The 14,114-nt window shown below is 56.0% G+C and carries 10 protein-coding genes; 6 read left to right on the top strand and 4 right to left on the bottom strand.

The window, feature by feature from the left end; all coding sequences use genetic code 11:
- Positions 1-38 precede the first annotated feature (38 nt).
- Both yfbR and GWQ22_RS14950 read right to left on the bottom strand, forming a co-directional pair.
- Positions 39-629: a 5'-deoxynucleotidase gene (yfbR, locus tag GWQ22_RS14955; protein WP_042037410.1), complete on the bottom strand. Its 591-nt coding sequence runs from the start codon at positions 627-629 to the stop codon at positions 39-41.
- Positions 630-723: 94 nt separating this feature from the next.
- The gene (locus GWQ22_RS14950; protein WP_042037411.1) at positions 724-1,158 is read right to left on the bottom strand and encodes a YccF domain-containing protein; all 435 of its coding nucleotides are present in this window, start codon (positions 1,156-1,158) and stop codon (positions 724-726) included.
- A 427-nt stretch (positions 1,159-1,585) separates the two neighbouring features.
- Here GWQ22_RS14950 and tig point away from each other — a divergent pair, with 427 nt between their 5' ends.
- The 6 genes from tig (at position 1,586) to ppiD (ending at position 10,026) form a co-directional block, all read left to right on the top strand.
- On the top strand, positions 1,586-2,896 hold the full coding sequence (gene tig / locus GWQ22_RS14945) for a trigger factor (RefSeq protein ID WP_042037412.1): 1,311 nt from the start codon (positions 1,586-1,588) through the stop codon (positions 2,894-2,896).
- An 86-nt stretch (positions 2,897-2,982) separates the two neighbouring features.
- Entirely contained in the window at positions 2,983-3,606 is a 624-nt protein-coding gene (clpP, locus tag GWQ22_RS14940; protein ID WP_275930798.1) for an ATP-dependent Clp endopeptidase proteolytic subunit ClpP, read from the top strand.
- Between the two features lie 70 nt (positions 3,607-3,676).
- On the top strand, positions 3,677-4,951 hold the full coding sequence (clpX, locus tag GWQ22_RS14935; RefSeq protein ID WP_042037414.1) for an ATP-dependent protease ATP-binding subunit ClpX: 1,275 nt from the start codon (positions 3,677-3,679) through the stop codon (positions 4,949-4,951).
- Positions 4,952-5,092: 141 nt separating this feature from the next.
- Positions 5,093-7,447 (top strand): endopeptidase La, encoded by a 2,355-nt coding sequence (lon, locus tag GWQ22_RS14930; RefSeq protein ID WP_042037415.1) that lies wholly within the window; start codon positions 5,093-5,095, stop codon positions 7,445-7,447.
- Between the two features lie 240 nt (positions 7,448-7,687).
- The gene (hupB, locus tag GWQ22_RS14925) at positions 7,688-7,960 is read left to right on the top strand and encodes a nucleoid-associated protein HU-beta (RefSeq protein WP_005315375.1); all 273 of its coding nucleotides are present in this window, start codon (positions 7,688-7,690) and stop codon (positions 7,958-7,960) included.
- Positions 7,961-8,112: 152 nt separating this feature from the next.
- Complete coding sequence (gene ppiD, locus GWQ22_RS14920) at positions 8,113-10,026, top strand: peptidylprolyl isomerase (protein WP_275930797.1); 1,914 nt, start codon at positions 8,113-8,115, stop codon at positions 10,024-10,026.
- 206 nt (positions 10,027-10,232) lie between these two features.
- On the opposite strand, the gene GWQ22_RS14915 is transcribed toward ppiD, so the two are convergent.
- Together GWQ22_RS14915 and GWQ22_RS14910 are read right to left on the bottom strand one after the other, a co-directional pair.
- Positions 10,233-11,825, bottom strand: coding sequence for an ABC-F family ATPase (locus GWQ22_RS14915; RefSeq protein WP_275930796.1), 1,593 nt, complete (start codon positions 11,823-11,825; stop codon positions 10,233-10,235).
- Between the two features lie 1,078 nt (positions 11,826-12,903).
- Entirely contained in the window at positions 12,904-13,644 is a 741-nt protein-coding gene (locus tag GWQ22_RS14910; protein WP_052449365.1) for a LuxR family transcriptional regulator, read from the bottom strand.
- Positions 13,645-14,114 lie beyond the last annotated feature (470 nt).

The raw sequence follows: 14,114 nt of genomic DNA, 5'->3' as shown, positions 1-14,114 counted from the left end.
CCGGCGGGCCCTTCTGTTTTCAGGTCGTGTGGCGTGGCTTAGTGCGCGTTCAGCTCATCGAGCGGCAGCGAGAAGCTGGCCACGAAGACGTCGATGAAGTAGCGCATCTGCGGGCTCATCCGTGCTTCCAGCATCCCCTCCAGCCGTTTGCGGGCCGGTTCGAACTCCCGGTTGCCGACGCTTAACTCCTCCAGACACTTGGTGTAGGCGCAGAGGGTATCGGCATCCTTCACCAGTCGGGCCAGTTCGGCATCCTGCGCGCCCGAGTCCAGCAGGGGGCGAAAATCCTCCATCAGTTCCGGTGGCAGCATAGCGAGCAAACGCTGCTCGGCGGCCAGCTCTATCTTCTTGTACTCCCGGGCAATTTCGGGATTGAAGTACTTGACCGGGGTTGGCAAATCGCCGGTCAGCACCTCGCTGCTGTCGTGATAGAGCGCCATCACAGCGGCGCGATCGGCGTCCACATTGCCACCGAACAGTCGATTGTGGATGAGCCCAAGGGCGTGGGCCACCATGGCCACTTGCAGGCTATGCTCGGCGATGTTTTCGGGTTGTATGTTGCGCATCAGTGGCCAGCGATAGATGAGTCTCATGCGGGCGAGATTGGCGAAAAAGTGGCTGGGAAGCATGGCTGGCCTCGGGCGGTAGTAATGAAAAAGGGCAGACCCTAGTCTGCCCTTTTTTTGCGGCGCAGGCAGCTTGCCTGTGCGATTTTCGTGGTACTCAGCGAATGTAGCGACCGGATTCGGCTTCGTGATTGGTCACCACCATCTGACCAATGGGGGCAAGGGCGATCAGCGCCAGCTTGAGGTGCTGGATACCAAACGGAATACCTATGATGGTCACGAAGCAGGCCAGCGCCGAGGCGATGTGGCCGATGGCCAGCCAGATCCCGAGCACCAGGAACCAGAGGATGTTGCCGATCAACCCCAGGGTGCCTGTGCCTATATCACTCTGCCCTGTCATGCTCTTGCGGCTCACCGCCTGCTTGCCAAACGGGAAGAAGGTGAAGGTGCCGATGACGAAGCAGGCACGACCCCAGGGGATCCCGATCAGCGAGACAAAGCAGAGCAGAGCTGCCAGCCACCAGGCCAGCCCCATGAAGACGCCCCCCAGTAGAAACCAGAGCAGGTTAAACAAGAAGCGGAAAAAGGCCATGTTGGTCACTCCAGACTCATAAATTTGGTTGTCACCATAGCGAGCAGCAGCCATGGACGCAATGGTTGATGTGATGGGGTGGACAATTTGGGTCGCAGTCCACGAACAGGGCGGCTTTTTCGCGGGAAATGAGGTGAAAAAGTAGGCCTTTGCGCGAAAAAAGGTGAGCAAGTGCAAATTCTTGTGTATCGCGCGCTTGAAGTCGGGCCAGGGCTTCCCCATATAAGAGTCAGATTTGCGCGAATTGTGCCTTCGGCCCCTCGTTGGGGGATGTGTGGCTCGACTCGACCAAAGTGCGCCGCTATAATGCCGCGTCATCTTTTCTCATCACAAAGACAGTCGTTGTCTTTATAAACAGGAAGACTCCGGGCTTTGCCCAGGGGCAATAAGGGTCAGCACACAGTGCTGAGTTGAACGAGGTAAAAGAATGCAAGTTTCTGTAGAGACAACCCAGGGTCTGGAACGCCGTCTTACCATCACTGTACCGGCTGCTACCGTTGACGCTGCCGTGCGTAAAGAATTGAATGGCCTGGCCAAAACCCGTCGCGTCGACGGTTTCCGTCCTGGCAAGGCGCCGGTTACCATCATCAAGAAGATGTTCGGTGCCATGGCTCACGCTCGCGTTGCTGATGAAATGATGCAGAGCAACTTCATCAAGGCCATCATCGAAAACAAATTAAGCCCCGTCGGTGCCCCGACCATGGACCCGAAAGAGATCCAGGAAGGTCAGGACTTCGTCTTCAGCGCCACTTTCGAAGTGTACCCCGAGTTTGAAGTGGCTGGCCTCGAGACCATCAAGGTCGAGAAGCCGGTTGCGACTGTCAAGGATGCAGATCTGGCCAACATGATCGACACCCTGCGCAAGCAGCACGCCACCTGGGCTGATGTTGATGCCGCCACTGCCGATGGCATGCGTGTGACCATGGACTTCATCGGTTCCATCGACGGTGAAGAGTTCGACGGCGGCAAAGCCGAAGGCTTCAACCTGGTACTGGGTGCTGGCCGCATGATCCCTGGCTTCGAAGACGCCATCATGGGCAAGAAAGCAGGCGACGAGTTCACCATCGACGTGACCTTCCCGGCTGACTACCACGCTGAAAACCTGAAAGGCAAGGCAGCCAAGTTCGCTGCCAAGCTTAATAAGGTTGAAGAGCAGATCCTGCCCGAGCTGACCGAAGAGTTCGTCAAGCGTTTCGGCATCGAGAGCGGTAACGTTGAAGAGCTGAAAGCCGAAGTGCGCAAGAACATGGAGCGCGAACTGGCTCAAGCCCTGAAAAACAGCGTGAAAGAGCAAGTGCTGAACGGCCTGGTTGAAGTCAACCAGATCGATCTGCCGAAGGCTGCCGTTGCGCAGGAAGTTGACGCCCTGCGTCAGCAGGCCCTGCAGCGTTTCGGTGGTTTCCAGGGCGGCAACGCACCTGAGCTGCCGGCCGAGTTGTTCCAGGCCCAGGCCGAGCGTCGTGTTCGCGTAGGTCTGCTGTTGGGCGACGTGATCCGTACCAATGAGATCAAGGCTGACGATGCCCGCGTGACCAGCATCATCGAGTCCATGGCCACTGCCTACGAAGATCCGAAGGAAGTGATCGAGTACTACCAGAAGAATGAGCAAATGCTGAATGGCGTGCGCAATCTGGCGGTTGAAGATCAAGCCATCGACCTGATCCTGTCCAAGGCGCAAGTGACCGAGAAAGAAGTTGCCTTTGACGAAGTGATCAATAAGTCCGGTGCCGCTGCCTAAGATCATTTGACTTAAGGTCAAGACTGTTAAGTATAATGGCTCGTGTGATCTCCACTCGGGCCATTTTATTTTAGGGACAATGCCTTATGTACAAGAACTATAACGATGTGACTGAATCCCCACGCAATGCGCTCATCCCCATGGTGGTAGAGCAAACTGCAAAAGGGGAGCGTTCCTACGACATCTATTCTCGTCTGTTGAAGGAGCGGGTGATCTTCCTGACCGGTCAGGTCGAGGATCATATGGCGAATCTGGTGGTAGCCCAGTTGCTGTTCCTGGAGTCAGAGAATCCTGATCAGGACATCAGCATCTACATCAACTCTCCGGGTGGTGCCGTCACGGCCGGCATGTCCATTTATGACACCATGCAGTTCATCAAGCCGGATGTCAGGACAGTTTGCATGGGGCAGGCCTGCTCCATGGGGGCCTTCCTGCTGGCCGGTGGTGCCAAGGGCAAGCGTTCCTGCCTGCCTAATGCCCGCGTGATGATCCATCAGCCGTTGGGCGGTTTCCAGGGCCAGGCATCTGATATCCAGATCCATGCCCAGGAGATCCTGAAGATCAAGAATACCCTGAACGAGCGCCTGGCGTTCCATACCGGGCAGGACATGGCCAACATAGAGCGTGATACCGACCGTGACAATTTCATGTCCGCCGAACAAGCCGTGGCTTATGGTCTGGTAGACGAGATCCTGAGCCAGCGCGGCTGAGCAGGGTGTCCCGGACTGTTGTAAACTCAACAGGACGATCCATCCTCTATTGATAAAACGAGGTTGCTGAATGACAGAAAAACGCAAGGGTGAGGGTGACAAGCTGCTCTACTGCTCTTTTTGCGGCAAAAGCCAGCATGAAGTGCGCAAGCTGATCGCTGGCCCTTCCGTCTACATATGTGATGAGTGTGTCGAGCTGTGCAACGACATCATCCGCGAAGAGATCCGCGAGATCTCTCCCAAGCGCGATGGTAGCGAGCTGCCGACCCCTCATGAAATCCGTGCTCACCTGGATGACTATGTGATCGGGCAGGAATATGCCAAGAAGGTGTTGGCCGTGGCCGTCTACAACCACTACAAGCGTCTGCGCAACAGCAGCGAAGCCGGTGGTGTGGAGTTGGGCAAGTCCAACATTCTGCTGATTGGCCCGACCGGTAGCGGCAAGACGCTGCTGGCCGAAACACTCGCTCGTCTGCTGGATGTGCCGTTTACCATGGCCGACGCCACCACTTTGACCGAAGCCGGTTATGTGGGCGAAGACGTGGAAAACATCATCCAGAAGCTGCTGCAAAAGTGTGACTACGACGTAGAGAAGGCCCAGCGTGGCATTGTCTACATTGATGAGATCGACAAGATCTCCCGCAAGTCAGACAACCCCTCGATTACCCGCGACGTGTCCGGGGAAGGTGTGCAGCAGGCCTTGCTCAAACTGATCGAAGGCACTATTGCTTCCGTCCCGCCGCAAGGTGGACGCAAGCACCCGCAGCAGGAGTTCTTGCAGGTTGATACCTCCAAGATCCTCTTCATCTGTGGTGGTGCCTTTGCCGGTCTGGACAAGGTCATTGAGCAGCGATCCGTCAAGGGCACCGGCATCGGTTTTGGCGCTGACGTCAAATCCAAGAATGCCAGAGCGACCCTGAGCGAAAACTTCGCCAAGGTGGAGCCGGAAGATCTGATCAAATATGGTCTGATCCCCGAGTTCATCGGTCGTCTGCCGGTGGTCGCGACCCTGACCGAGCTGGACGAGGCAGCCCTCATCCAGATCCTGAAAGAGCCGAAGAACGCGCTGACCAAGCAATATGCCGCGTTGTTTGATCTTGAAGGGGTGGAGCTGGAGTTCCGTGACGACGCCCTGAACGCCATCGCGCGCAAGGCGATGGAGCGGAAAACCGGTGCCCGTGGTCTGAGATCCATCGTGGAAGCCGTGTTGCTCGATACCATGTATGACCTGCCGTCCCTGGACGGTGTCAGCAAGGTGGTGATCGACGAGACAGTGATCAAAGGGGACTCCGCGCCCTTGATGATCTACGAAAATCCCGAGACCCAGGCCGCTGCATCAGAGTAACAGTCTGATTTTTAATCAAATGAAAGGGGCTTTTTGCCCCTTTCATGCTTTTTACGGTTTCGGCGATTGAATCTCATCTCTGCGCCCCCATATACTCAGCCAAGCGCTTTGCCAACGGTATAACAAGCCGAGAGGACATATATGAACCTAGAGCGTTCAGAACGCATCGAGATTCCCGTCCTGCCTCTTCGTGACGTGGTGGTTTACCCCCACATGGTCATTCCACTCTTTGTGGGGCGGGAAAAATCCATTCGCTGTCTGGAAGCGGCCATGGAGCAGGACAAAAAAGTTCTGCTGGTGGCCCAGAAGGATGCGTCAACCGATGAGCCAACGGTGGAGGAGATCTTCACCGTCGGGACTGTGGCCAATATTTTACAGATGCTCAAGCTGCCGGATGGCACCGTCAAGGTGCTGGTGGAGGGTGGCCAGCGTGCCCGTCTTGAGCGGATGATCGATGACAAGGACTTCTTCGTCGGTGAGGCGCAGTACATCGCCTCCACCGCTATCGACGAGAAGGACCAGGATGTGCTGGTACGCTCCGCCATCGGTCAGTTTGAAGGCTATATCAAGCTCAACAAGAAGATCCCGCCCGAGGTACTGACCTCGATTTCGGCGATCGACGATGCTGCACGTCTGGCCGATACCATGGCCGCGCACATGCCGCTCAAGCTCGAAGACAAGCAGAAGGTGCTGGAAATCGCCTCTGTGTCCGAGCGCATCGAGTTTCTGATGGCGATGATGGAGTCGGAGATTGACCTGCTGCAGGTCGAGAAACGTATCCGTACTCGCGTCAAGAAGCAGATGGAGAAGAGCCAGCGTGAGTATTACCTCAACGAGCAGATGAAGGCCATCCAGAAAGAGCTGGGTGAGCTGGAAGACAGCCCGGACGAGTTCGAAGCCCTCAATCGCAAGATTGAAGAGGCGGGGATGCCGGAGGAGGCCCGTGACAAGGCCCAGGCCGAGCTCTCCAAGCTGAAGATGATGTCCCCCATGTCTGCCGAAGCCACCGTAGTGCGCAGCTACGTGGACTGGATGGTGCAGGTGCCGTGGAAGGCGCGCTCCAAGGTCAAGAAAGACCTTGGCAAGGCGCAAGAGGTGCTGGACGCGGATCACTTTGGCCTGGAGAAGGTCAAGGATCGCATCCTTGAGTATCTGGCGGTGCAGGCGCGGGTGAACAAGCTCAAGGGGCCCATCCTCTGTCTGGTCGGGCCTCCCGGTGTGGGCAAGACCTCGCTGGGCCAGTCCATCGCCAAGGCGACCGGTCGCAAGTACGTGCGCATGGCGCTGGGTGGGGTGCGTGACGAGGCGGAGATCCGTGGTCACCGTCGTACCTATATCGGTTCCATGCCCGGCAAGCTCATCCAGAAGATGGCGAAGGTTGGCGTGAAGAACCCGCTGTTCCTGCTCGATGAAATCGACAAGATGAGTTCGGACATGCGCGGCGATCCCGCTTCCGCCTTGCTGGAAGTGCTGGATCCGGAACAGAACAACAGCTTCAACGATCATTACTTGGAAGTGGATTATGACCTGTCGGACGTGATGTTCGTGGCCACGTCCAACTCCATGAACATCCCGGGTCCGTTGCTGGACCGGATGGAAGTGATCCGCCTCTCCGGTTACACTGAAGATGAGAAGCTCAACATTGCCAAGCAGCATCTGGTTGCCAAGCAGATCCAGCGCAACGGCCTGAAGGAGTCCGAGATCACCATCGAAGATTCTGCCCTGGTCGGGGTGATCCGCTACTACACCCGCGAGGCGGGGGTGCGGAATCTGGAGCGCGAGATCTCCAAGATTTGTCGTAAGGCGGTCAAGCGTATCCTGCTGGACAAGAGCATCAAGCATGTTCAGGTCAATCAGGCCAATCTCAAGGAGTTCCTCGGGGTGCAGCGTTTCGATTACGGCAAGGCTACCGATCAGAACCAGGTGGGTCAGGTATGTGGTCTGGCGTGGACCGAAGTGGGCGGCGATCTGCTCACCATCGAGACCACCAATATGCCGGGCAAGGGCAAGCTCACCTACACCGGCTCGCTCGGTGACGTGATGCAGGAGTCCATCCAGGCCGCCATGACGGTGGTGCGGGCCCGTGCCGAGAAGCTGCGCATCAATGCGGACTTCTACGAGAAGCGCGATATTCACGTGCACGTGCCGGAAGGGGCGACCCCGAAAGACGGTCCGAGCGCCGGTATCGCCATGTGTACCGCCCTGGTTTCCAGCTTGACCGGCAATCCGGTCCGTGCTGATGTGGCCATGACGGGGGAAATCACCTTGCGCGGCGAAGTCTTGCCCATCGGCGGTCTCAAAGAGAAGCTGCTGGCGGCGCATCGCGGTGGTATCAAGCGTGTGCTTATCCCGAAAGAGAACGAGCGTGATCTCGAAGAGATCCCGGACAACGTCAAACAAGACCTTGAAATCTATCCGGTTCGCTGGATTGACGAGGTGCTGGAACTGGCGTTGCAGGACAATCCGCAGGGGTTTGAGCGCGTTTCTGACGTGTAAATGTTGATGCGCCGCAAATTTGGCGCATTCGGGGGGTGGTTAAGGCTTGCATGCGCCGGGTAACGGCAGTAGCCTTGACCACCGTTCGGGGACTCATGATGAGTCGCAATGCGTGATGTGGCGCGGGTTTGCGCTAGATTGTCACTTGCAACTGATCAGGAGGCTTGCTATAAAACCTCCACTTGTTGTGGCCAGGGAAATCGGCGCCGCAGCGATGTTCGATAAAAGGGGAATATAAGAGTGAATAAATCTCAATTGATTGACAAGATTGCAGACGGTGCTGATATCTCCAAAGCCGCTGCTGGCCGTGCGCTGGATGCTTTCATTGACGCCGTAGGTGAAGCACTGAAAGAGGGTGACCAGGTTGCTCTGGTGGGTTTCGGTACTTTCGCCGTGCGCGAGCGTGCTGCCCGTTCTGGCCGTAACCCGCAAACTGGCGCGACCATCGAAATCGCCGCTGGTAAAGTTCCTGCCTTCAAAGCCGGTAAGGCCCTGAAAGACGCGGTCAACTAAGTCCGGGCGCTGATATCACATCGGCCACCGTCCTTGGTCGCAGACCAGACAAGTGAGAGGGCTCTCCCTCATACTGATTGACCAAGGCGCATCGCAATCGGTGCGCCTTTTCATTATTTACGCCCATCGAGTTCGGGAGCATAAGTACACACATGATGTTGGATAAACTACGCGAAGGGGCGCAAGGCAAGGTAGCCAAGGTTATCTTGGGCCTGATCATCCTCTCCTTTGCCTTGGCCGGTGTAGGTAGCTACCTCAATGGCCCGGCACGTACCGCCCCCGCCACCGTCAACGGCAATGAGATCAGCTCGGCTGCGCTGGAAAATGCCTATCGTAACGAGCGGGCCCGCATGGAATCCCAAATGGGGGAGTCTTTCAGCCAGTTGGCCGCCAATCCCGCTTACATGAAGCAGTTCCGCCGCGGTGTGCTGGACCGACTGATCGATCAAGCCTTGTTTGACAGCAAGGCTCGCGAGCTGGGTCTGCGCGTCAGCGACGAGCAGATCAAGCAGGCCATTCTCGCCATGCCGGAGTTTGCCGAAGATGGCAAATTCAACAATGACCGCTACCTGCAGCTCATTCGTCGTGCCGGCATGACTCCCGAGATGTTCCGTGACTCCCTGCGCCAGGACATGGTGCGTCAGCAGCTGATGGGCGCCTTGCTGGGCTCCGAATTTGCACTCAAGGGTGAAGCCGAGCAGCTCGACCGGCTCTACAACCAGACCCGCGATCTGCGCCTGGTGCGTCTGGCTGCCGCCGCCTACCTGGGGGATGTTCAAGCCTCCGGTGAGGAAGTGGAGCAGTACTACAAGACCAACAGCGCCCGTTTCATGAACGACGAGAAGGTCAAGGTCGACTATCTGTTGTTGGATGCCGCCACCCTCGGCAAGGATATCCAGGTCACCGAGCAGGATGCCCAGGATTACTACGATCAGCACCAGGACCTGTTCCAGCGTGCCGAGCGTCGCCGCGTGGCGCATATCCTGATCCCATTTGGCAAGGACGAGAACGCGGCCGAGCAGAAGGCTGACGCCTTGCTGACCCAGGCCCAGGGGGGGGATGATTTCGCTGCGCTGGCCAAGGCCAACTCTTCCGATACCTTCTCCGCCAAAAAAGGTGGCGAACTGGACTGGTTCGAGAAAGGGGTGATGGATCCTTCCTTCGAGAAGGCGGCTTTTGCCCTGAACAAGGCGGGCGATCTCTCCGCTGTCGTCAAGAGCCCGTTCGGCTTCCACGTCATCAAACTGTTGGGGGTTGAAGCTGCCCAGACCAAGCCGTTTGCCGATGTGAAAGCAGACACCATCAGCCGTCTGCAAGCTGACAAGGCCAAGGAGCTGTTCTTTGCCGAGCAGCAAAAGATGGCTGACAGCAGCTTCGAGAACCCGGATTCGCTGGACTTTACCGCCGATACCATGGGGATGAAGGTACAATCTTCCGATTACTTCACCCAGGCGACGGCGCCGGCTCCGCTGAACGATCCCAAGGTTCTCTCCGTTGCCTTCTCCGAGCAGCTGCGCGATGACAACACCAACTCCGACGTGATCGAGCTGGCGGATGGCAAGGCCCTGGTCATGCACATCACCGGCCATCAACCGAGAGCGGCCAAACCGCTGGCGGAGATCAAGGAGCAGGTGATTGCCGCCATCAAGCACGACAAGGCCAGTGAAGTGGCCCGTGGCAAGGCGCAGGTTCTGGTGGACAAGCTGAAGGCCGGTGAGAACATTCAAGCCGATCTGACCGCGCTGGGTCTGAAGATGGAGACGCACAACGGTGTTGTCCGCTTCACTCAGGACATGGATCAGAACCTGTTGGCGCAGGCGTTCCGCATGCCTCATCCGCAGGATGGCAAGCCGAGTGTCGAGCTGGTGACCGAAGCCAATGGCGATCGTGTTGTGGTGGCCCTGGACAAGGTCAACGTGACCAAGGAGCCATCCGAGATGGTCAGCCTGCTGCAAGGCCAGCTTGGCCAGGGCAAGGCCCAGGTGAGCTACCAATCGCTGATCGAAGAGTTGCGCAAAGCGGCCAAGATTGAGTACTTCACCGATGTGGAAGCCACCGTCGAATAAACCCGACCGGTTCTCATCCATTGAAAACGGCTCCGTGATGGGGCCGTTTTTTTATCTGTTGGGGGTGGCGCTGACGTCGTAATGTTGGCTGCGTTGGCTATACGCGACCAAGATTGACCGTCAGCAGGGGACGATAGCCGACCATAAAAAAACCGGCAATCGCTTGCCGGTTGTTTCGATGATGGAGGCGCCTTGACAGGCGAAGCTTACACCACGCCCTGAGTGCGCAGGTAATCCTCGTAGGTACCGCCGAAGTCGCGGATGCCGCTCTCGGTCAGCTCCATGATGCGGGTCGCCAGGGACGATACGAACTCACGGTCGTGGGAGACGAAGATGAGGGTCCCTTGATACATCTCCAGCGCCAGGTTCAAGGATTCGATGGATTCCATGTCCAGGTGGTTGGTCGGCTCATCCATGATCAGGATGTTGGGACGCTGCATCATCAGCTTGCCGAACAGCATGCGACCCTGCTCGCCACCGGAGAGTACCTTGACCGGCTTCTTGATGTCGTCCTGGGTGAACAGCAGACGACCCAGCACGGAGCGTACCGCCTGCTCGTCTTCGTTGGCCTGTTTCCACTGGGCCATCCAGTCGAACACGTTGAGATCGGTGTCGAAATCGTCGGCGTGATCCTGGGCGTAGTAGCCGATCTGGGCGTTCTCAGACCACTTGATGGTGCCGCTGTCCGGTGCCAGCTCGCCCATGAGGGTCTTGATCAGGGTGGACTTACCGATGCCGTTGGTACCCAGAATGGCGACCTTCTCGCCCACTTCCAGCATCATGCTCAGGCCCTTGAACAGGGGCGCCTCACCATAGCCTTTGGCAACGCCTTCCACTTCCAGGATGTTGCGGTAGAGCTTCTTCTCCTGCTCGAAGCGGATGAAGGGGTTCTGACGGCTGGAGACCTTCACTTCCTCAATCTTGATCTTGTCGATCTGCTTGAGGCGGGAGGTAGCCTGGCTGGATTTGGAGGCGTTGGCGCTGAAACGGGAGACGAAGGATTGCAGATCGGCGATCTGGGCCTTCTTCTTGGCGTTGTCGGAGATCAGACGCTCGCGGGCCTGGGTGGCGGCGGTCATGTAGTCGTCGTAGTTGCCCGGGTAGACGCGCAGCTCGCCGTAGTCCAGATCCGCCATGTGGGTACAGACGGAGTTCAGGAAGTGACGGTCGTGAGAGATGATGATCATGGTACTTTCACGATCGTTCAGTACCTGCTCCAGCCAGCGGATGGTGTTGATGTCCAGGTTGTTGGTCGGTTCGTCCAATAGCAGGATGTCTGGGTTGGAGAACAGCGCCTGTGCCAGCAGCACCCGCAGCTTCCAGCCCGGCGCCACTTCGCTCATGGGGCCGTTGTGCAGCTCGATGGGAATACCGGCACCCAGCAGCAGCTCGCCTGCGCGGGCCTCGGCGGTGTAACCGTCATACTCGGCGACCAGACCTTCCAGCTCGGCGGCCTTCATGTAGTCGTCGTCGGTGGCTTCCAGGTTGGCATAGATGGCATCACGCTCGGCGATGGCGGCCCACAGCTCGTTATGTCCCATCATGACCACGTTCAGCACGCGCATCTCTTCGTAGGCGAACTGATCCTGGCGCAGCTTACCGATGCGCTCATTGACGTCCAGGCTCACATTACCGCCAGTAGGCTCAAGGTCGCCACCGAGGATCTTCATAAAGGTGGACTTGCCACAGCCGTTGGCGCCAATCAGGCCATAGCGGTTGCCGCCGCCAAACTTGACGTTGATGTTCTCGAACAGCGGCTTGGCGCCGAATTGCATGGTGATATTGTTGCTGCTTAGCATAGGGTTTAAATAAAATCCTTAATTATCAATGCATTATTGCACTGGTTAGAAACTTTGGGGCGCTATTGGAGCACATGCCCATTTTTTGTATTGCACTCGAAATCAGGTCGGCCTCACTGCGGATCCGATCCATTCTCCATAGACCTCTTGCAACATCCTTGCTGAGCTGGGGCCCATTTGTTCAGCTATGAACGCAAGATTTCCGTGAGCAGTGATATTCCAACTGGCAAAAGTATGCCGAAGTTGACAGGCACGACGATACCGACCCCCTGACTTTTTGATTGCTGCCCGCCATGGCGCCACCAGGAAAACTGCGGAGTAAAACGGTGCTCTACCTGGTACAAACTTGGTTGGACGAAATACTGGGCGCAATGTTTGGCGCACGATCATGCCACCTAGTAGGTGCATGTCAATCTTTGCGTCCGAAAGAGCCCCAGTTATCTGCAATTGTTCCTGTCATGCGGCCAGCGCCGGCGGCATCAGATGCACTATTCGTGTGTGATTTGCCTTCGGCAGTTTGCATCGCATCTTCTGTTGAGTGATGGTGCATCGGAGGTGGAGCACGCGCTGCGCAACATCGGCATCCTCCCAGCTAACAGCCCGTAGCTCACCACAGGGCGGATGCCGGTATAGGCCATCACCAATAGCATGTTCCTGAATGGCTTGTTAGAGGTCACCTCCAGCAGGTTTTGACACTGCCTGTGCTCGAAAGGGTCTGTATACTTTCCTGCACTTCATTTTGCCGTATGCACACGGACATTAAGTTCCCTTTCCAAACATGCAAAGGTGCTATTTGTCTGGTGAGCCTCGATGTTTGTCGGCTGTGTAAGTTACAAGACTGGGCCAGGAAAGGGCGGGGGAGGATAGATTCGGGGCATTACCACCGGATTTTTTACGCGCTCCGGCAGCATCTTTGGACGCCCTGACATTGGGGCCGTCAGGGCATCATAGGTCAACGTCGATGAGCCCTATTGAGCAGCGGTTCGCTGGTAACGGCGGGACACTGCATACATTGCTCTTCAGCTGTTGAGAAAATATGAGCTGACATCGTTATCACTTTAATAACACAGCCTAAGCCTTACAAATAATCCTCGATCTTAGCTAGGGTTAGATCAGGACGTAGAAGCCCTCCCATGGCAGCCTTAGCGATGGCTTGATAGCGGTTCACCGAGTTTGTTTTCTGCACCGCTTCCTTGATGTGGTAATTCACAGTCCTCGCAGAAAGTGAGAGTATTTCGCCCATCTCTTCAGCCGTTTTTCCTTCACTGGCCCAAAATAGGCACTCTACTTCGCGAGCACTCAATGCTGGCGTCCGCTCTGTCGAGCTAACGACTCGGATCCCAGCATTAAATATGTAGTCTGTAACCCACCGTAATATTGGACTGACCGCCTTGATATCCAAATTATTCTCTTCCGTGATGAAAGACAAGATTCCTGACTCCCCACCAGTACCACGAAATGGGAAGGAAACACCATCATGCAAACCACATGCTTTCGCCTCAGCCATCAATGCCAGGGCGCCATTGGGGAGAATTGGCTCAAGATGGAGGTCTTGCCAATAGATTGGCAATAGTCGCTGCATGGCAAGATAGATGACGGGGTCTCTTGACAACATGTTTTCTTTGCCATAGCGATTGACCCAGGTCTCATTGCAATGTGAAAAAATAATGGCTTTAGGGCGAGTTAGGCTCTGAGGGACCATCAAGGCGAAACGATACTGGTTGAACCCCATCGTCTGCGCAAACGCCATCAGAGCCTGATTGAGTTCAACGTCAGTCTTAATTTGGTTGAATGTCTCTACAAATCTTGTAATGTCCACTCGGACTCCTTGAGCTTGAGCCCATAGTAAAAATGACAATGTAATTAATCGTGTTGACTAATTGTATTGTCGCAGCATGAGCTTGCTACAGCCTGAACATTATTGAGCAATTGGTCATTTTAATCAAAAATAAATTGCATGATGACTTTAATAAAAGGCTCTGCGTGTTGTGCGGGCAACACACATCCAGATGTAGATGCGTCTCGTCACTTGTGACGAGGCCTTGTGGCCTAATGTCAGTCAGTTAAGCATTTTTATGACTAAATATGCTAAATTATGAATGGCGGGAACGGTGCCATGGTGACAGTGTCAATTTGGCTGAAACCTTTGCCCTGACTGATATCCCAGGGCAAGATCGCGAACGTTTTTTGACCAAGAAAAACAGGTTTGACCCTGCGATCCAGCTGTGATCTTATGCTCCTTTTTCAGGAGTGCCTTCATGTCTATTGATGCTGTTTTTGCTCAGTTTT

Source organism: Aeromonas sp. 1HA1 (assembly GCF_029237385.1).
Taxonomy (GTDB): Bacteria; Pseudomonadota; Gammaproteobacteria; order Enterobacterales; family Aeromonadaceae; genus Aeromonas; species Aeromonas popoffii.
Note: the sequence above shows the minus strand (reverse complement) of the source record. Positions and strands in the feature narration are given on the sequence as shown.